At 43.3% G+C, this 17,750-nt stretch carries 16 protein-coding genes; 7 read left to right on the plus strand and 9 right to left on the minus strand.

Annotation, left to right across the window (positions count from 1 at the left end; all coding sequences use genetic code 11):
* Positions 1-174: 174 nt before the first annotated feature.
* Positions 175-327, plus strand: a complete 153-nt coding sequence (locus JWG44_RS08400; protein WP_205274505.1) for a hypothetical protein — start codon at positions 175-177, stop codon at positions 325-327.
* On the opposite strand, the gene JWG44_RS08405 is transcribed toward JWG44_RS08400, so the two are convergent.
* A complete protein-coding gene (locus JWG44_RS08405; RefSeq protein WP_205274506.1) occupies positions 290-1,594 on the minus strand; it encodes a hypothetical protein in 1,305 nt (434 codons plus the stop codon). The two genes, JWG44_RS08400 and JWG44_RS08405, sit on opposite strands and share 38 nt — an antisense overlap.
* Positions 1,595-2,206: 612 nt before the next feature.
* Positions 2,207-2,668 carry a hypothetical protein gene (locus tag JWG44_RS08410; protein WP_205274507.1) on the minus strand — a complete coding sequence of 154 codons (462 nt, stop codon included), beginning with the start codon at positions 2,666-2,668 and terminating at the stop codon, positions 2,207-2,209.
* Between the two features lie 379 nt (positions 2,669-3,047).
* Here JWG44_RS08410 and JWG44_RS08415 point away from each other — a divergent pair, with 379 nt between their 5' ends.
* Entirely contained in the window at positions 3,048-3,452 is a 405-nt protein-coding gene (locus tag JWG44_RS08415; protein WP_205274508.1) for a DUF1761 domain-containing protein, read from the plus strand.
* Positions 3,453-3,575: 123 nt separating this feature from the next.
* Here the strand turns inward: JWG44_RS08415 and JWG44_RS08420 are convergent, their stop codons facing one another.
* Positions 3,576-3,872, minus strand: coding sequence for a YciI family protein (locus JWG44_RS08420; protein ID WP_205274509.1), 297 nt, complete (start codon positions 3,870-3,872; stop codon positions 3,576-3,578).
* A gap of 583 nt (positions 3,873-4,455) precedes the next feature.
* Here JWG44_RS08420 and JWG44_RS08425 point away from each other — a divergent pair.
* Positions 4,456-5,082, plus strand: a complete 627-nt coding sequence (locus tag JWG44_RS08425; protein ID WP_205274510.1) for a putative Ig domain-containing protein — start codon at positions 4,456-4,458, stop codon at positions 5,080-5,082.
* 213 nt (positions 5,083-5,295) lie between these two features.
* Here JWG44_RS08425 and JWG44_RS08430 read toward each other — a convergent pair whose 3' ends face one another.
* Positions 5,296-5,529, minus strand: coding sequence for a hypothetical protein (locus JWG44_RS08430; protein WP_205274528.1), 234 nt, complete (start codon positions 5,527-5,529; stop codon positions 5,296-5,298).
* A gap of 258 nt (positions 5,530-5,787) precedes the next feature.
* On the opposite strand from JWG44_RS08430, the gene ispG reads away from it, so the two are divergent.
* The 3 genes from ispG to JWG44_RS08445 all read left to right on the plus strand — a co-directional run bounded on the left by ispG (position 5,788) and on the right by JWG44_RS08445 (position 11,736).
* Entirely contained in the window at positions 5,788-7,776 is a 1,989-nt protein-coding gene (ispG, locus tag JWG44_RS08435) for a (E)-4-hydroxy-3-methylbut-2-enyl-diphosphate synthase (protein ID WP_205274511.1), read from the plus strand.
* Between the two features lie 829 nt (positions 7,777-8,605).
* The gene (locus tag JWG44_RS08440) at positions 8,606-10,405 is read left to right on the plus strand and encodes an adenylate/guanylate cyclase domain-containing protein (protein ID WP_205274512.1); all 1,800 of its coding nucleotides are present in this window, start codon (positions 8,606-8,608) and stop codon (positions 10,403-10,405) included.
* A 2-nt stretch (positions 10,406-10,407) separates the two neighbouring features.
* The gene (locus tag JWG44_RS08445) at positions 10,408-11,736 is read left to right on the plus strand and encodes a FecR family protein (protein ID WP_205274513.1); all 1,329 of its coding nucleotides are present in this window, start codon (positions 10,408-10,410) and stop codon (positions 11,734-11,736) included.
* A 43-nt stretch (positions 11,737-11,779) separates the two neighbouring features.
* Here the strand turns inward: JWG44_RS08445 and JWG44_RS08450 are convergent, their stop codons facing one another.
* The 5 genes from JWG44_RS08450 to JWG44_RS08470 all read right to left on the minus strand — a co-directional run bounded on the left by JWG44_RS08450 (position 11,780) and on the right by JWG44_RS08470 (position 15,809).
* On the minus strand, positions 11,780-11,968 hold the full coding sequence (locus JWG44_RS08450; RefSeq protein WP_069606705.1) for a hypothetical protein: 189 nt from the start codon (positions 11,966-11,968) through the stop codon (positions 11,780-11,782).
* Entirely contained in the window at positions 11,965-12,756 is a 792-nt protein-coding gene (locus tag JWG44_RS08455; RefSeq protein WP_205274514.1) for a pentapeptide repeat-containing protein, read from the minus strand. The genes JWG44_RS08450 and JWG44_RS08455 overlap by 4 nt, the downstream gene beginning before the upstream one ends.
* A gap of 59 nt (positions 12,757-12,815) precedes the next feature.
* Positions 12,816-13,019 carry a 50S ribosomal protein L31 gene (gene rpmE / locus JWG44_RS08460; protein ID WP_100787719.1) on the minus strand — a complete coding sequence of 68 codons (204 nt, stop codon included), beginning with the start codon at positions 13,017-13,019 and terminating at the stop codon, positions 12,816-12,818.
* A gap of 20 nt (positions 13,020-13,039) precedes the next feature.
* The gene (gene rho, locus JWG44_RS08465; protein WP_100787720.1) at positions 13,040-14,491 is read right to left on the minus strand and encodes a transcription termination factor Rho; all 1,452 of its coding nucleotides are present in this window, start codon (positions 14,489-14,491) and stop codon (positions 13,040-13,042) included.
* A 145-nt stretch (positions 14,492-14,636) separates the two neighbouring features.
* Complete coding sequence (locus JWG44_RS08470; RefSeq protein ID WP_205274515.1) at positions 14,637-15,809, minus strand: transcriptional regulator; 1,173 nt, start codon at positions 15,807-15,809, stop codon at positions 14,637-14,639.
* A gap of 813 nt (positions 15,810-16,622) precedes the next feature.
* Here JWG44_RS08470 and JWG44_RS08475 point away from each other — a divergent pair.
* Positions 16,623-17,576: a hypothetical protein gene (locus JWG44_RS08475; protein ID WP_205274516.1), complete on the plus strand. Its 954-nt coding sequence runs from the start codon at positions 16,623-16,625 to the stop codon at positions 17,574-17,576.
* The last annotated feature ends 174 nt before the right edge of the window (positions 17,577-17,750 follow it).

The following is a 17,750-nucleotide window of genomic DNA, read 5'->3' on the forward strand; positions in this document are numbered from 1 at the left end:
TCCCCAGTTACAAGCCAGTAAATTGAGAGTTGCGTAAATTGAAAACATTCTTTTAAAAGATAGGTTTGAAATAAAATTCCTCCCGTTTCAACACGATGATAACACGAATCCGCGAGACAATCCAGAACCAAAAAAAAAGGAACGCCAACTCTTAGACCGAATTTATTTGGAAGAATGAAAAAAGAATCCTTTGCTTCGGTACAAACTGCTCGAACTTTAAGCAGACGGTACAAAGAGGTCATTGATCCCGATCAAGAAGCGGGAGAGAAAGAAGAGCTGAAAAAAAGTTTTAGAGTTTCTGAACGATCGGAAGAAAAAGATCGGTGAGTTTTTTTCTCTGAGTCGCATCCGGGATTCTTGTAAAGAGTTGGTCCATCTTCTGACGAAGAGAAGTCGTGTCCGGATATTCTTCAAAAAGTTTGAGAATATGAGGCCACGCTTTTTTAACGAGTTCTTCCATTCCCGGTCCGGAAGTGCGCGAGGCGACAAACGATCTTTCGAGTCCGGCTCTGAGATCGGCGAACGTTCGAGTGAGTTCTAAAACTTTCCAGAGTCTGGATTCTTTGAGTCCGATACGGGATGAGATCGAAGAAAGAATCGAGTTCCAATCCACGGGTTCGTTTTTCATCTCTTTCAAAACGTAGGTATGAAGTTGAACGAGAGAACTGAGTTCCGGCGGAAGAGTCATCACCCACTTCTTATAAGCGTCCGCTTGTCCGTCTTTCTGAAACTGACGAACGCGGTTTATACTTTCCATATATTTGGAAAACGGAATGATCACGGGAGGTTCGGAGACTTCCATCGGTTCGTCTTCTTCGATAAAAGAAGGTTCTTCAAAACCTCCGAATTGAAGGTCTTCCACGTCGCTTAACAATTCGTCTCCGCCTGGAACTGAAACCGGTGCGGGAGAATCGTCTTCGTCCAATTCTTCCTTTTGAAGGACCAGAGGTTTGCCGGAAAAATCGGAGCCGAACTTTTCGACGATTTCGGTGAGAATCAAAGTTTCGGGCCCCTTCTTCAAAGGTGGTGGAGGCGCAACCGGTCTTTTTGGCGCGCCGGGCGCGTCCGCTTTCGGAGCCTCTCCAAAAGAAGAAGCCGAAGGTTCTATGTCCTTTCCGGTCGCGTCGTCTCGAAGAACTACGTAACCTTCCAATCCGATAAAACGTTTTCCGGGAGGAACCAAGGTTCCGAACGTTTCCACAATTTCTTCGGAGATACGCGCGTATTTTTTCTTTCTCGGCTTACCGGCGTTAGACTTCTCTTGTTCTATGAGTTTGTTTTTGATTCCGGTATGAGTGTTCATGAAATTCTTATTCATGAACGCGGAAAGTTCGGTTTGTGAAACTCCGAGATATTCGGCAAATTTCGGCAAATGGTCGAAGAACTGTTCCGTTTTTTGAATGTTGTTTACGATATAAGAACGGACTTTTTGTTTGAGGACTTCCTGGTCCGTAGGAGGGATTTTTTTTCCGGAGATCAGCCCGTTGAACAACTGAATGTGAGTATGAAAATAACTCAAAAATTCTCCATACGCGGTGAGTTCGTATTCACCGTGAGAATTTTGTTCAATAATTTTCTTATCAGTTCCTGTCATACGATTCTATCTTTCCGAAACCTTCAAGGTTTCTCATTCTACCTTCCGATCGTTTCTTTCGAACCGGTCCGAAGCTGCGGTTATTGGCAAACCTTCGCCAGTTTTCCTTTCGTTTTCAGGAATTCAAGACATTTCGAAAGATCGAACCGTCCGATCGATTCTGAAACAACTCGTAAAAAAGAGAATGAAAAGAAAAAAACTTGGATCCGAAAATCCGGCAAAAGCCGTTTGGATTCTTAGAAAGGGCTCTTGTTCCCTCGTTACGGCAATTTCTTTCGAAACTTCCTTTTCGTTTGGATCGCACAAAACCCTTACGAAGAATTTAAGACCGACCCGGATTTACCGGCGAATGATCGGAAATCCTCCGTTGCCATCTCTGAAAAATCGGAAATACTCAGCAATCGGATCGAAACCCCCGGAGTCCTTTCGCAAACCCCGCGGCCAAGCCGCATCCTGATTTTTTTTATCTTTAAGAATGAAACAAACAAACAAACAAACAAACAAACAGCAATCAAGATCAATAAAATATTTCCATAACGTTCGGCTTGAAAGAAAGAAAAAAGGACGGCTTTGGCTTTGCAAATCGACTTTTTTAAAATTGAAATCCGTCCTCTATAATTCCTGTTCGAATCGGTTTAAGAATGAGACGTAGTCCTTGATCGGGAATCGATATTCTTCCAAACCCGTAAACCAATTCACCTTACTTCCGATATGCGACAGGCAGGATATGTCAAAGTCGGATTCGTCCAAACCGAAACGTTTCCAAAAAATTAAATCATCCCGTCTTTCGATTTCCGCCAAAATCAAAGTGCAAAAGAAATCGCAATCGTCCGGGCACATCAGGATCGGTGCGACGACGGATTCTCCGACGGAAGGAAGAATTCTTTGCCAGACGATTTTTCTTTCCTCCTCATCGGAAAGCCAATTGGACAAAGTTGGAACCAAACCGTCCAATTGCAGTTTCGGAAATTTTCGATTTAAAAGCGATGCAAGAATTTCACCGTCGATCCGAATATCGAGGTGTTCACCCGCGGCGTATAAAGAATGATGATAGACAGCTTCGATTCGGTTCATTCTAAAGGGTCCGGACTTTTTAGTTTATCAATGAGAATTCAAAAAAGAACCGTCTCAGATTTGGACACGGAATTCATTACGGATTCCTTTTATTCAATGATGGTATAACGCGATCTCAACTCAATCGTTTTACGAGAGCCGCTCCGAGAAACGCAGGAAATAAAAACTTCGAACGAAGAATCTGACAAAACCCGGCCTTATTCTAAAGGAAAAGGTTTTGAATCCTTCGAAACGGCGCGTTCTCGGAACTTCCAGATGCCATTGAATTCTACCCTTGCTCCGTACTAAAACAATCGGTGAATCAATTCCGTATCCAATATTTTGTTTTTATCCGCCAAATCTGTGTTAGAATCCTTCATCATTTCGAAAGGATACGTCCATGAAAAAATTTACATATGCGGTATTAGGTTATTTGATTCCCACCTTCCTACTCGGCGCATCTTGGCATTTTATCTTTTTTAGCGAGTTATATGATTCTTTCGGAATATACAGTCGAAAAGACCCGATCATTCCCTTGGGATTCGGATCTATGCTGATCCAGGGTATCGTTTTAGCTTATTTGTTTCCCTTCTACAATACAAAAGGGAATTCGATCGTTCGAGGAATCCAATTCGGTTTAATAATGGGTGTTTTCTTATATTCGGTTTCTACGATAGCAAATGCGGCAAAGATGGAAATTCACTCGGTTGGAATTTGGTTTTTGGTGCAGGCAGTATTTCACTTGATTCAATTTACCGTTGCCGGATTCTTCATCGGATTCGCATATAAGAATCAGAACGGATAAAATTTATCAAAAAAATTTTACGATTCGAGAAGGAATTTCATTTTATAAAATTCTAATCTTCTGTGCGAGTTCCTATTTTTTTGATTTGGATAAGACTCCAATTCGTTTTGTTCTGAATTGTGTTTAACCGCCAGAAGACATGATCTCGAATACTTTTAAACTAGTAATGATCGGACATTTTAACGCTATTTCTTCCGCTTCATCAATACTATCCGCATTGACTATAATATATCCGGTGATTGCGTTTAAATCCAAAGGTAATTGTATGGTTCCGTTATGAGTAATTTCTCTTCCTTTTGAAAAATGTCCGCCGGCATCGACTATTTTGTCTTTTATCGACGAAAACCAATTTCCCCATGCTTCCATGATTTCCTGAGTCGGCTTTTCAAAACCGATGGACAAAAGCAGATATTTTTTCATAACGTCTCCCGTTTAATAGAGTTAAGTTGCCAATATAATTTCAAAGAATCAAGAGATTCTTTCATAGAAGGCGATCGTTTCCATTGAAATCAAAATAACCGCTCGCTCTCTAAATCGGGAACGAATTCCAAAAGTCCATCCTTTGGGACGACGACCGTCTAACAGTACTTATACTTTAGAAAGTCTGCTAACAAGAATCGATCCGAGAAAGGTTTCCAAAAGACTCAGAGGGACTGCGTAAATTAATAAGCCCAAGGGCAACATTCCGGAAGCGCGACGAGAAATATGAAGACTATCACTGTCGTCGCCAAACAGAGGTGCAACGATCGCGCAAATGCGGAAGAGAACTGAATTCTTCAAAGGAGAATCAGATTCTTTCCTTGATCAAACTCTCTCGACCTTAGGAAAAAATCCGATCCATGTCGAACAGAAAACAAAAAGACTTTCAGTAATTTATGTGGCGCTATTTTTTAAATTTGTGATTTATTTATTTTACAAAAATCACAGATGGTTTTAAAGTGACCACATATATATAGAATATTTCCGATGAGTCGAGTCCCTTCCAAACTTCAGAGGTAAAAAAATGAAAAAAACTTTAACGATTTTGCTAATTATGGGACTCTTTATCACATCTTGTGAAGACGAAACAAAAGAGGCGGGCACTGTCACCGGAAATTCAATGACAGATTTGTTGTTGCTTGCAGGAATATCTTCCGGTTCGACAAACTCTGCCCCCTGTCCGACGGATGTAACGATATCAAATTCTGCCCTGACCGCACAGGTTGGTTCTTCCCTCAAGTCCGAGGCAGGAATGATTCGATTTACGGCTCCAAGTCCTTCTTCAAATTCATTTATTTCATCTGAGGCAATTAGCGGAAATCGAAATTGTCAGTTTAGTAATTATACAGCAGCGAATCTTCCCGCAGGACTCGGTATTAACTCTACTACGGGTCTCATTAACGGAACTCCGACCGCAGCAGGCGGACCTACAGCGGTTTCACTTTCCGTTGTGTTCAAACCGAATAACGGTTCTTCAATTACTTTGACAAAAACGATCGATGTAAACGTACATGTGGCAGGCAACTTGACTTGCAATACAGTAGGAATTTCCGCAGGCTGCACGGCAGGAAATCCGTATTCTTGCTCTAACTCAACAACCTGCTGGAATTCCTATTCCAGTTGCACAGCATCATCCAGCTGTGGATACTAAACCCAAGAATAGAATTGGATCGAATCATTTAGTAGGAATCTTCCGATAGCGTATAACATTGATACTATTCTGATAGCAGATAGTATCAATGTTATATTACTTTCAATTTCCCTGGAATTTAGACGATTTCGCCGCTTTTATTTTTTGGATAAACCAAAAACGATTCGTTTCAGAGAGCTGTCCTCGAATCATAATGCGATAACCCGAAGCTCCCTAGATTCTTTCCTTGATTAAACTCTCTCCCGATTTCAGAGAAAGAATTCTATAACGTAAGAATGTATTACAAGTTGCCTCTTCCGTATAACGCACCAAGTCGTAGTCCGGTCTGGGGGAACGAAAAAAGTTGGAATGTAAAAGACGTTCGTTTAGCTCTTTTTGAATATGAGCCCTCGCCTCGGTTCTACGAGAATATTCGGATGGAATGATGACGTCGTTTTTATAAGACAGAATATTACCGCGATAGATCGCAACGGTGACCCGAATTCTGTAAGTCTCATTGGGTTGCAAAGAAGGAAAATCCATGTTCAATTTATTTCCGGAGCTGTGTTTGTATATATCGGAGCCCCGATAGCCCGAATCAAATCCGGAAGTAAAAAATAGAGTCCTCATTCTTATAAAAAATCGAGAATGACGGGGCGGGAATTCTCGGGAAGACTGTCTTTAAAAGAGAGGAAATCCGAGAAAAAGTCGGAAATTCTATACCGCATGAACTTTAGATACAATCATACCCCTTTTGGTTATCAGAGAAGAAAAACGAGAGAAGTAAAGATCGGAGATGTGGGAGTCGGCGCGGAAAATCCGATTCGAATTCAGTCGATGATCAACAGCGACACGACCGACACAAAGGCTTCCGTAAAACAAATTCTCGAACTGGAACGCGCCGGATGTGAGATCGTAAGACTCACCGTTCCTTCTCAAGCCGACGCCGACAATCTTGTCAACATTCGAAACGAACTCAAACAAGCGGGAAGCCGCGTTCCTCTCGTCGCCGACATTCACTTTACGCCGAGCGTCGCGATGAAAGCGGTTGAATATGTGGAAAAGGTAAGAATCAATCCGGGAAATTTCGCAGATAAAAAGAAGTTCGCGGTTCGCGATTATACGGATTCTCAATACGACGAAGAGTTGGAGAGAATTTCGGAAATATTCTCCCCTCTCGTATTTCGTTGTAAGGAGCTCGGGGTCGCTATGAGAATCGGAACCAATCACGGTTCTCTTTCCGATCGGATCATGAACCGTTACGGAGACACTCCGCAGGGAATGGTGGAGTCCGCGATCGAGTTCATAAGAATCGCAGAAAGTTTAAATTATTATGATATTATTGTAAGTATGAAAGCCTCGAATCCGCAGGTGATGGTCCAAGCCTATCGAATGCTTGCTTCCCGATTCGGAGAACTCCGTATGGACTACCCTCTTCACCTCGGAGTCACCGAGGCCGGAGACGGAAAAGACGGTAGAATCAAATCCGCGATCGGAATCGGTTCCCTTTTGGAAGACGGACTCGGAGATACGATCCGGGTTTCTTTGACGGAAGATCCGGTTCTGGAAGTGCCGGTTGCAAAACTTTTAGCAGATAAATTCAATGGGAGAATAACGCAGGATCCGAAGTCGAAAGGATATTCGGAATTTCGCAATCCATTTTCGTATCAAAGATTTTATAGTAGTCCGATCCAGATCGGAACTTTCGAAGCGGGCGACAATCATCCGGTCCGTGTGGAGACGATCCTTCCTTTTGAGAATTCCAATTCCTTTTTGGCGAACGTCGCCAAACTCTATCAATACGGAAAATCTCTTTCTTTGGAACCGGAAAGTGTCGTCGTGGATTCTCCGGAACCGCAACAACTGGAAGAAATTTCCGAAGCGGCAAAAGCGCTTTCGATTCCAGTTGGAATTTTTTTAGGGAAAAATATTTCTCTGAACGAAAAACTTCAAAAGGAACTCAGACGTTTTTCCAAGGTTGTTTTTGATCCGTTCCTGCAATTTCAGGACGGAGAAAAGATGCTCTCCTTTCTAAAAGACAGACAAGCCGCCGGACTTTATACTGAAATTCATACGACCGCGGAAAGAATCGAATCTCTCAAAGGACTTCCCGAAACGTTAGCCGAAATGGGAATCCAAAACGTTATTTTCTCCCTGGAAACGAAGGAAATCCTCTATGACTACAGAAAACTCGGAACGATTCTGAGCCATTTTGAATTTCCGATTCTTCTCCACGGGAAGTTCGCGGACTCGGATTCCGCTCTTTACGATTCTGCGATCGGGATCGGAGGTCTTTTGATCGACGGGATCGGGGATCTGATCCGAATTCAAACATCCGGCAAAGACGACCTCGAAGAAATTTTTCAACTTTCCTACGACCTTTTGCAGGGAACCAGACTTCGTTTAACAAAGACCGAATATATTTCCTGTCCCTCCTGCGGAAGAACCCTTTTCGATCTCCAGGAAACGACCGCGAGAATCAAAGCCAGAACGGGACATCTCAAAGGTGTAAAAATCGCGGTGATGGGTTGTATCGTCAACGGACCGGGGGAAATGGCGGACGCCGATTTCGGTTACGTCGGCGCCGGTCCGGGCAAAGTTCATCTCTATCGTGGAAAGGAAATCGTGATGAAAAACGTTCCGAGCGAAATCGCAGACGAAAAACTCGTGGAACTCATCAAAAACAACGGACTCTGGCAAGAATCTGCGCTTTGAATTGCGATTTATAAAGAGCCATAACTTTACACACAAGTTTAAAAGCGATTTGGAATCAACAAGGGTCCCAGTAAGAATTTTTGTAGGAGTTCCTACAAATTCGAAGGCAGAATTCTACTTGTAAAAAGGGTGATTTTCTGATAGAGAAAAGTCGCTCGGAGTTTTCCACCACCCACCCCTCCACCCGAAAATCGGGCGGGGCGCGCGACTTTTTACGGATTGTCGTTGTTACGACAGATTCTTATCAAGGTTCAGTCCACTTGCGGTAAGGTTCTGATAGAGCGTTCAGGAGCGGGAGCTTCAAAAACAACGACTGGCGATCAGGCAAAATTGAACGTTTAAAAAACCATTTTGAAGCGTCCGGAATGCGATCCGTTCCTTTTTTAACCGGCAAGCGCGAGTGACGTTCCGATAAATTGGAATTTCATTCCAGAGTAAATTTCACCCCAATTCCAAAAAAAAGTTATTTCCACGACCGGTCGGCAACTTCAATTCTCAGATTGGATTTTGGGTTCAAAAACCCGTAAAGTGACCGAAAAGTAGATCGAATTCGATTCTAATAAGAATTTGGGAAGGCCGTTTTTAGAATCCTTTCTTTCATTGTGCGGAACACAAAAAAAAATCGGAACATTCCGTCGATCCATATCGCATCTTCAAATGCTGCTTATTTTATAAGACGCAAATCTTAGTCCTAAGTAGTTATTTACTCGATTCCGAAAGCCCAAATTCCGATCATTTTAAGGGAATCCCTAAATTAGTGTTGTTTTATAAGTTTGGCTGAATGAGATAGACTCAATTTATTAACCGACAAAATGCGAACGGAAACGTTATGAATTCATTTCTCAATCTATACAATTGGAACATTCGTCAGAAACTGATGGTGATCATTTCTTTCATCATCTTAGTTTCCTTGGGAGTGATCATCGCTCTTGCTACCTACTTTTTCAAATCGGACAACGAAGTTCGGATCAAAGAAAACAACTTAAAACTTACGGATGTGATCAGTCAAAAAGTAAGATCCGATATCTCCTCTCTTACAAAACGCTCCTTACTCCTCGCGAGATCGGTCGCCGGCTCCGAAGAAACAAACAATATTTTGGAAAGCGAGGACGATATCTTTTATCTGAAAATTTTCAGAAAAGAAAACGGAGACTACAACGGGGTAAAAAGGATCGCGAGCGAAACTTCCCTCAAAGAGTATAAAATTTCCGGAGAAGACGCGGACAAGATCGTTCGAAAATATCTAAACGGCCAGAAAAAGGCCCAGATTGGAAAACCGGTTGTTTACAACGTCTCCCCGGATTTTCAAAAACCCGTTTTATTTCTTTCCGTGGCTTTGGGAGACGGGGTCAATTCAGCTGTGATCGTTTCCCTTGTAAAGATGGATTCTATTCTGGATTCTTTCAAAACTTCCGGGATCACTCAGTTTTTTCTCGTAGGCGCCGACGGAAAACTGATCGCCCACTCCGATCCAAAACTCATTCTAAAACCGACCACCTTAGTCGATGATCCGATCGTAAAAAATCTTTTGGAAAGTTCGATCAGCAACGGGCAAACCCGATACAAGGGCAAAGACGATCAATACTACTTGGGTTCTTTTAGAAGAATCGGATACGCAGGACTTGGTGTGATCTCCAGTACGTCGGAAAAAAAAGCCTTTGAAGAAGTTTATAACATTCAAAAAAGAAATCTTTATCTTATGTTCGTCGTAGTAAACGTTTCGATTTTATTCGTATTCTTTTATTCGAGAAGATTGACAAGGCCGATTCTTAAACTCGTAGACGCATCCAAAGAAATCGAAAAAGGGAATTTCCAGCTTACGCTTGAGGCGGAGTCCGGAGACGAAATCGGAAAACTAACGACCTCCTTTGTCGAGATGGGAAAGGGGCTTTCCGATCGAGACAAGATGAAGGACGCATTCGGAAAATTCGTAAACAAAGATATCGCTGAGATGGTTCTCAAAGGAGAAGTAAAACTCGGAGGAGACAAAAGAGAATGTGTGATTCTTTTTTCCGATATCCGAAACTTCACTTCCCTTTCCGAGAAGATCGAACCGGAACTCGTCGTCGAATTTTTAAACCAATACTTCACGGCGATGGTAAAATGTATCAACACAAACGGAGGAAGCGTCAACAAATACATAGGCGACGCGATCATGGCCGTTTGGGGAGAATTGGGACATACGGAATTCGATACTGAAAAAGCGATTCAATCCGCTCTCGATATGCGGAAGAGTCTGATTCAATTTAATAAGAATCGGGGAACCGATAAAAAACCGAAAATTTTTATCGGGATCGGAATCAACACCGGAGAAGTCATCGCGGGACAGATCGGATCGGAAGACCGATTGGAATATACGGTCATCGGCGATACGGTGAACCTCGCCTCGAGAGTGGAGTCTTTGACAAAAGTTTTCGGCGCCGATATTTTGATCACAGGAAATTCCTACGAAAAGGTAAAAGGAATTTTCGTAGTCGAAAAGTTAAAACCGATCAAGGTCAAAGGAAAAAAATCACTTCAGACAATCTACGCGGTGTTAGGTCATTCCAAAGATAAGAATTGTCCTAAAAATTTGAAAGAACTCAGAAAACAAATCGGCATGGAATTCAAACCGGGCGGGTCGAAGTAAGAATGACGAAAGAAAAATTTCTTTCAGGCGATCGGGCCATTCTGGTTCTTCTGACCTTCAATATCGTTTTGTTCACGGCTATATTCTTATATGATTATACGCGGTACGGTTATAAAGGAAATCAGAAAGTCATCGGAACCATTCTTTATAAAACCAACACCATTCAGAGAAAATTCGATTCCGAAGTCATTTGGAAAGATATCGATACCGGAAACTCCATTCAAAACAGGGACACAATCTTGACCGCGGAAGGTTCTCAGGCAAAGTTGAAACTTTTGGACGGAACAGAAATTTTGATCGCTGAGAATTCCATGATCTTTATAGATTATCTCGACAACCGGGCCAATCTTGAAATTTCAGTGGGAGGTTTGCAGGTAACGAGAAGACCGGTGAACAAAGACAATCCTTCCTCTCTGGGAATTCGTTCCGGAGACGGGGTTTTAAAACTCGTGGAAGGAATCGTAAACGTAGAGAAAAAAAAGAATCAGAAAAATTTGGAATACGCGGTTCTTTCGGGAACCGTCAAAGCCGACCCGAGCAATCCGATTCCCTTATACCCTAAAAAATCCCTGGAAGGATTTGAAAAATTATTTCCGGTCTCAGCAAACCTGCAAACGACGGAGAGCATTCAATCTGCTGCGGCCGCATCGAATTCTTCTTCCGCAGGGAATACCGGATCCAGCAATTCCTCTTATAACAATTCTTCCGGTGGAACGAACTCTTCCGGTTCTTCTTCGAACACAAACTCCTCTTCTTCGAATCCGAATTCTTCTGGTAGCTCCTCAAATACGAACGCCTCTTCTACAAATTCTTACGATCCTACGAACGATCCAAGCTACGGAAAATATGACAATGGAAATCCGAATTATAGAAAGACCGCCGGTTCCAATGGGAATTCGGACAACGGAACTAACTCCGGAAATCCGTCAGGGAACGGACAAACGGGACTCAATACAAAGTCGGGTCTGAAACTGGACAAAACGAGTTCCGGAAATTCAGAGACGGAAAATAAGAATCGAGATCACAATTCTCAAAACAAGGGAAGCGGCGCTTCCAAAACCGGCTATGATCCGGGGGATTATCTCGGAAAACAAAAATACGAGCAAAACAAGATCCAAGAAAAATCGGATCCAAACACCCCCAAAAACAAAACTGAAAACTCTAAATCGGAATCGAAGACGGAAACTAAGTCAGGCGCTTCCACTTACCAAGAAGTAAAAAAACCAAAACCTCCGCGTGAATTGACTCCGGAAGAAATTCAGAAACAAGAAAAAGAAAAACGCAGAAGAGAAAGGGAAGACAAGGAACAACGAGAATTTTTGAGAATGTAAATTGGTGTGAGATCCTACATTTTTTAAGAATTAACAGTAAGACTCAAGCAGGAACCACATCCGCGGGTGTGAGAGATTCGATATTGTGGGTAAATCCTTCTTTATCGTGAAAGAGAACGACGAGTTTGTCGTTCTCAAAGGAAATCACTTCTACGATCGAGTTGGTATGAACAAAAATTCCGTTGTGGAGAAAGGTACGTTTTGTGATTTTAACTTTGTCGCCCGGTTTCATTCCGCCTCTTTATTCAGATAAAGATCTTTCCCTTCTTTTTTCATTACGCTAAAAAGATGAATCTGTTTTTGATCGAGACGGGTTCCGATATCGTGGATCGCGTCGGTAAAATCCGCGCCTTCTACATTTGCGCCCGCGAGTTTTGCCCAGCGAAGATCCGCTCCTCTAAAGTTCGAGTTTCTCAAATCCGCGTTGTTTAAAAAAGAACCTCTGAGTTTTGCGCCTTCAAAATTCGCACCCACAAAGGAAGAATTTTGTAAGAATGCGTGACCCAGATTAGCGCCGGAAAAATCGACTCCGTCAAAATTCTGTTTTTCTAATATAATGCTGGAAAGATCTTCCCCTTTTAGGGAGCCTTTTTCTTTCAAAATCTCAAGCGCCTTACTCGCGGTGATTCTTTTTTCTTTCGGAACTCCTTCCCCGCTTTCATAATCCTTCACGGCTTGTAAAAGTGCGGCAACTGCGGACTCGGGGTAATTCTTTCTTCTTTCCGGAAACTCGAACATCTGCTCGATATCGGAAGGAGTTACGGATTTGATTTGATCGACGGTTTTACCTTTGGCGTATTCCGTCGCCATCGCGAGCGCGACGATTCCGAAACCACAACCGGTCGTTGTATAACTTGCGTCGGTGATATGATCGGAAGGATCTATTTTGAGATAAATGCGGTAGCCGTCTCCACAACCAACGTTTCTGTAATTGGAGACCACGGTCGCGTCTTCCATCTCACGATAGTTGACGCGGTCGTCGTTGATTTGTTTGTACCGTGCAAAGTCCATTACGCTCATGAAATTTCTCCTGCCCGGTGTTTAGACGGCATAAAAAAGAATTGGGAGAGTGAAAACTCTCACTGCATCTTGTATTTTTTCTTAAACTTGTCAACCCGACCCGTCGTATCCACGAGTTTGGATTTTCCGGTAAAGAACGGGTGGCAAGCGGAGCAAATTTCAATGTTGATATCGCCGATGGAAGTTCTAGTTTCGTAGACCGTTCCACAAGACGCACAGCTGATTTTAGCTACTCTATAGTTTGGATGAATTCCAGTTTTCATAGTTTCCCTTTTTTTAGCGGTTACTGGGTGTTCATGCTGGCTAAAAAGGCATCATTTGTCTTCGAAAGCCTCATTTTTTCCAGCAATAATTCCATGCTTTCCGTGATGCTCATAGGAGAAAGTACTTTTCTCAGAACAAACACTTTCTGAAGAACGTCCCTTGCGATCAGGAGTTCTTCCTTACGAGTTCCGGATTTGTTGATATCGATGGCCGGAAAAATCCGTTTGTCGGAGAGTTTCCGATCCAGATGGATTTCCATATTACCCGTGCCTTTGAATTCTTCAAAGATCACTTCGTCCATTTTGGATCCGGTGTCGATGAGTGCGGTAGCAATGATCGTCAAAGACCCGCCTTCTTCGATGTTTCTCGCGGCCCCGAAAAATCGTTTCGGTTTGTGAAGCGCGTTTGAATCCACCCCGCCCGAAAGAATTTTACCGGAGGTCGGAATCACCTGGTTGTAGGCTCTCGCCAATCTCGTAATCGAATCCAGAAGAATGACGACGTCTTTCCCGTGTTCTACGAGACGTTTCGCTTTTTCGATGACCATCTCCGCGACTTGAACGTGTCTCTGAGCCGGTTCGTCGAATGTGGAAGAAACGACTTCTCCGCGAACGTGACGCGCCATGTCGGTCACTTCTTCCGGACGTTCGTCGATCAAAAGGACGATCAGAGTACATTCCGGGTGATTGGATGTGATCGCATTTGCGATGTTCTGCATCAAAATCGTCTTACCGGTTCTTGGGGGCGCTACGATCAAAGCCCTTTGTCCTTTTCCGATCGGACACATAAGATCGAGAATTCTCGTGTCCAACATGGAAGGATCGTATTCCATCTTGAGTCTTTCGTTCGGATAAAGAGGAGTTAGGTTGTCAAAAAGGGCACGTTTGCCCGCGACATCCGGAGTATAACCGTTTACGGTTTCCACACGGAGCATCGCAAAGAATCGTTCGGATTCTTTCGGAGGACGGATCTGTCCTTCTACCGTATCTCCCGTTCTTAAACCGAAAAGTTTGATCTGAGAAGGAGAAACATAGATATCATCCGGACCCGGAACGTAGTTATAATCCGGAGAACGAAGAAAGCCGTAACCGTCTGGAAGTTTTTCCATGACGCCCGCCGCGTGGACTTGACCGTCTCTTTCGGCTTGCGCTTGAAGAATGGCGAAGATTAAGTTTTGCTTTTTTAAGCCACCGGTGTTTTCAACACCCAATCCTTTTGCGACTTCGATCAGATCGCCGATCGCTTTTTTCTTGAGTTCTACAAGGTCGATCGGAGAAGGAGTGGGACCGTCATAACCGCCTCTTTTGCGTTTCCGAGCACGATGATCCGCGTTGTCTGAGGATTCAAAATCTTGGGACTCTTGTCCTGTAATTTCTTCTTCAACGGATTCGGTTGTCTCGGAATCGTTTTGGTTGTGGTTATTATTTTGGTGGTGGTGTCTGTTTTTATTGTCTCGTCTTGCTGTTGCCATAAGGAGCTACTTGAGTTTAAAAAAGGGGAAGGATTCGCCTTTTTGAGATTTTATTTTTGAGAATACAGGGTGGAAAGAGAGATCTGCTAAGACCGGCTCTTCTCTTGAGATAAAGGATCGAAGGGGACGTTGTCAACGAAATTATTCAACGTTGCTTTCTTTTTTTTGCAGAAGTCTTCGAAGAAGCCGACTTCGAAGACGGGCCTTTTTTCGAAAGGGCTGCCCCTTTTAAAACATTCTTCGCTTTTTTCTTGGAGGAAGGAGAATGTTTGGACACTACGGGAGTTTCCGTATTCTTCAAAACCTTCTCCGGAGGTTCGTTTTCCATTGCCTGGGAAACATTCGCTTTTTTTCGAGGGATCGGATTCTCCCTGGAAAGCGAATAACGGCTCTGCAATTCCAAAAACTTGATCCGATTCTGAAGCGTGGTTCTAGGAACTCCTAACTCAAGCGCGGTATGAGAAATATTGTCCTGATTGCGTTTGAGAGAATGAAAAATAAAAGCGCTCTCGACTTCTTTGAGCATCGTCTCCAGAGGAAGTTTTTGCAGAAACGCGTCGCTCACCGAAGGAAATTCAAGACCATTCTCATCCTGTTGGCCAAGCCCGGAACGAGGGGAAACGAAATGATAGAGATATCCTACGATCTTAGAACCTTGTTTGAGAACGATGATTCGAACGTTGGATTCGAGTTCGTTTACATAAGTCTGAAGAGAAAAGGGAGAATTTCCTTCGAGACGAAGTTCGTTGGTCTTTAAGTAATTTGCCAGAAGATTCTTACTCATTTCCTTCAGAAGCCTCTCCGCCTGAAGGATCGAATCCCGAAAGTATTTTTTGGTAAGAATGGTCTGCTCAAAGGTTTCGTTGTAAAAAATCGAACTTCCTTCGAGATCGGTCGCCAAAAGTCCGTCGGGAAAATTTTGGAGAATCAATTCCATAAACCAAGAGCGGGAACTCTGCTCGAGCTCCTGTTTTTTTTCTTCGGTCGGAGGTTCGACCGGTCTTGTCGCCGAAACAAGTTTTCCGAGTCCGGCCATAACCTGAACCTTATCCCATTCTTCCTTTTTTTCCCCGTTTTGTCCAAGGACGGGAATGGACTTCTGTCTTTGAAAGTATTGAAAGAAGGATTCCGGAATTTCAGTCTCTAAAAATGATTCCGGTAGTTGAGAGTATTCCCGGTCGGAGGAACTCAGGTCCGCCATTTCCATCTGGATCAGTTTCCGAGATAAAAGCCCGACGAGATCTCCGGATTCATCGATCACGGGAAGATGAGTCGCGGGAGTGATGAGAAAGTATCTGTAGAGGGCTTCTATTTTCATGGAGGCAAATGCCGAATCGGCGTCAGAATACTCTTATTTTCCGGAGGGGAAGAAAATTCTTCTCTTTTTTCGCGCAGGAAACGGGGTTTCCGGAAAAGATTCGGGATCTGATTTTTCTTAGGTTCCGGAACTCATCGATTGGTAGGTTCGAGATCGGGGCGTACCTATCTCTTCGGATCGGTTTTATAGGAGAGCGCTCCGGGAAAAAATGGGAGGTCCTACTTTTTGCCTGAAAGAGACTTCTCGCTTTGGAGTGACTTTCCGGAAAAAATCTTGATTCCTTTTGTAGAATCCGATTTTGGAGGAGTTCCTACTTTGGAATAGACTCGAGCTCCTTCTTAGAAAAGAAGACCGCTTTCCTCCGACAAACACTTCTCTTTTTTCACGGTTTAGATTTTTGACTTACGGCGCGTCTCAAAACCCAAGTTTACCTTATTAGAAAAATGAAGCTGCAAGAGATTGTCCCAGTTTTGGGAAAGAATCTTATAGAAACATGCAGTAAATTGAATTCGTTTTCATCAGGTTCGTGCGACTTCTTTGTAACTTTCAAAATTCCTAAATTGCAATTCGAATCCCTTATTATAGGTTTCACCCGAACTCCTTCTTACAAGTAAATTCACTTTTTATAAATTACTTTTTCATACGGTTGCTATTATCCTTGAATAATTGGACTTAAATTCCCGAGTATCTTTCCCAGATATAAATCCCATTCCTTGGTAAAAGTAAAAACGCGGCGAAAAGCCTTCGAGTGGACTTGTCCCGATCAAACAGGCTGAGATAGAGAATTAAATCCGAACAAGAAAGGATCAGAGGATGAAGAAGAAAAAGTATTCCAAAACGTTACACCATAGAAAAAATCTTTCGGTTTCCTGTATGCGGACTCTGACGATTGTCGTGTTCGTAAGCCTTTTTCAGTTTTGTAAAGCAGAATCTTCTAACAGCAATTTTGCGACTTTAATAGTGGCCCTCCTTTCCGGAAATACTCAAACCGTCAACTCGGGCACCGGACCGGAAAACGATTCTTCCAATCCTGGAGAATCACCCAATCGACCGATTTTAAACGATTTAACCGTTCAGACGAATTATTTGAACGTAGGCGACGGCGAACAGAGGATTCAAGTCGACGTCTCGTTTCAAAATACTCCGCCTTCTCCGCTTACTCTAAAAGCCTATTTAGGAAGACCCAGCCTCATCTCCCTCAACGCAGACGGCGTCAGTGTAAGAAATTATATGCAGGAAAAACTCAATCCGGATTCCTCGTTATTTCCAAATCGTTTCACTTTTTTTTCCCCGGAAATCACACAACGTTATAAAATCATCATCATCGCTTCGAATTCTTTTGGGAAGTCTTCCAGGGAAATTATTTCTACTCCTCCGGCGGCTCCCGGCGGTCCTTGTAGCGGAGCCGTCAACGCACCTACTACGATCGGGAACTGCGCGGAACACTGCATTCAAGTCGATCTGAACGGAAACACTTTGGAGCTAACCGCAAAGGATACAACAACTTCCGTTCAGGATTATTTTTATTTGGACCTAACCACTTCCACCCCTTCCGGAGGAACCGGTCCCATCCCGTTCACATTTATAGAATTGGGTTTGGAAGATCCGCCGATCCCGGTTCCTGTCGGCACCCATTCTACTCCCAAAAGAATCTTGGACGCGCAAAATTACGATGACGCCTGTGTCGGAGTGAGTTCCTTTCGAACCTTGGACGGAGCGGGCGGTTTTTCTTTGAACTATATCGCTAAAAAAATCATTGTCCCTTAGATCCTTTTCTCTGGACAACCGATTCGATTTTGACTCACTGCGAAATCGGGATTTCTGAAGTTCTTTCGTGAGAGTGTGAGAGTTCCCACGTTCAGAGAAGTTCTTTCGTGAGAGTGTGAGAGTTCCCACGTTCAGAGAAGTTCTTACGTGAGAGTGTGAGAGTTCCCACGTTCA

It is taken from the genome of Leptospira ainazelensis (genome assembly GCF_016918785.1).
In the GTDB taxonomy this organism is placed as follows: domain Bacteria; phylum Spirochaetota; class Leptospiria; order Leptospirales; family Leptospiraceae; genus Leptospira; species Leptospira ainazelensis.

What these genes read in the sequence shown, in the direction of transcription:
- JWG44_RS08400 (WP_205274505.1), top strand. Translation starts at nt 175, where the DNA reads ATGAAAAAAGAATCCTTTGCTTCGGTACAAACTGCTCGAACTTTAAGC.
- JWG44_RS08405 (WP_205274506.1), bottom strand. Translation starts at nt 1,594, where the DNA reads ATGACAGGAACTGATAAGAAAATTATTGAACAAAATTCTCACGGTGAA.
- JWG44_RS08410 (WP_205274507.1), bottom strand. Translation starts at nt 2,668, where the DNA reads ATGAACCGAATCGAAGCTGTCTATCATCATTCTTTATACGCCGCGGGT.
- JWG44_RS08415 (WP_205274508.1), top strand. Translation starts at nt 3,048, where the DNA reads ATGAAAAAATTTACATATGCGGTATTAGGTTATTTGATTCCCACCTTC.
- JWG44_RS08420 (WP_205274509.1), bottom strand. Translation starts at nt 3,872, where the DNA reads ATGAAAAAATATCTGCTTTTGTCCATCGGTTTTGAAAAGCCGACTCAG.
- JWG44_RS08425 (WP_205274510.1), top strand. Translation starts at nt 4,456, where the DNA reads ATGAAAAAAACTTTAACGATTTTGCTAATTATGGGACTCTTTATCACA.
- ispG (WP_205274511.1), top strand. Translation starts at nt 5,788, where the DNA reads ATGAACTTTAGATACAATCATACCCCTTTTGGTTATCAGAGAAGAAAA.
- JWG44_RS08440 (WP_205274512.1), top strand. Translation starts at nt 8,606, where the DNA reads ATGAATTCATTTCTCAATCTATACAATTGGAACATTCGTCAGAAACTG.
- JWG44_RS08445 (WP_205274513.1), top strand. Translation starts at nt 10,408, where the DNA reads ATGACGAAAGAAAAATTTCTTTCAGGCGATCGGGCCATTCTGGTTCTT.
- JWG44_RS08450 (WP_069606705.1), bottom strand. Translation starts at nt 11,968, where the DNA reads ATGAAACCGGGCGACAAAGTTAAAATCACAAAACGTACCTTTCTCCAC.
- JWG44_RS08455 (WP_205274514.1), bottom strand. Translation starts at nt 12,756, where the DNA reads ATGAGCGTAATGGACTTTGCACGGTACAAACAAATCAACGACGACCGC.
- rpmE (WP_100787719.1), bottom strand. Translation starts at nt 13,019, where the DNA reads ATGAAAACTGGAATTCATCCAAACTATAGAGTAGCTAAAATCAGCTGT.
- rho (WP_100787720.1), bottom strand. Translation starts at nt 14,491, where the DNA reads ATGGCAACAGCAAGACGAGACAATAAAAACAGACACCACCACCAAAAT.
- JWG44_RS08470 (WP_205274515.1), bottom strand. Translation starts at nt 15,809, where the DNA reads ATGAAAATAGAAGCCCTCTACAGATACTTTCTCATCACTCCCGCGACT.
- JWG44_RS08475 (WP_205274516.1), top strand. Translation starts at nt 16,623, where the DNA reads ATGAAGAAGAAAAAGTATTCCAAAACGTTACACCATAGAAAAAATCTT.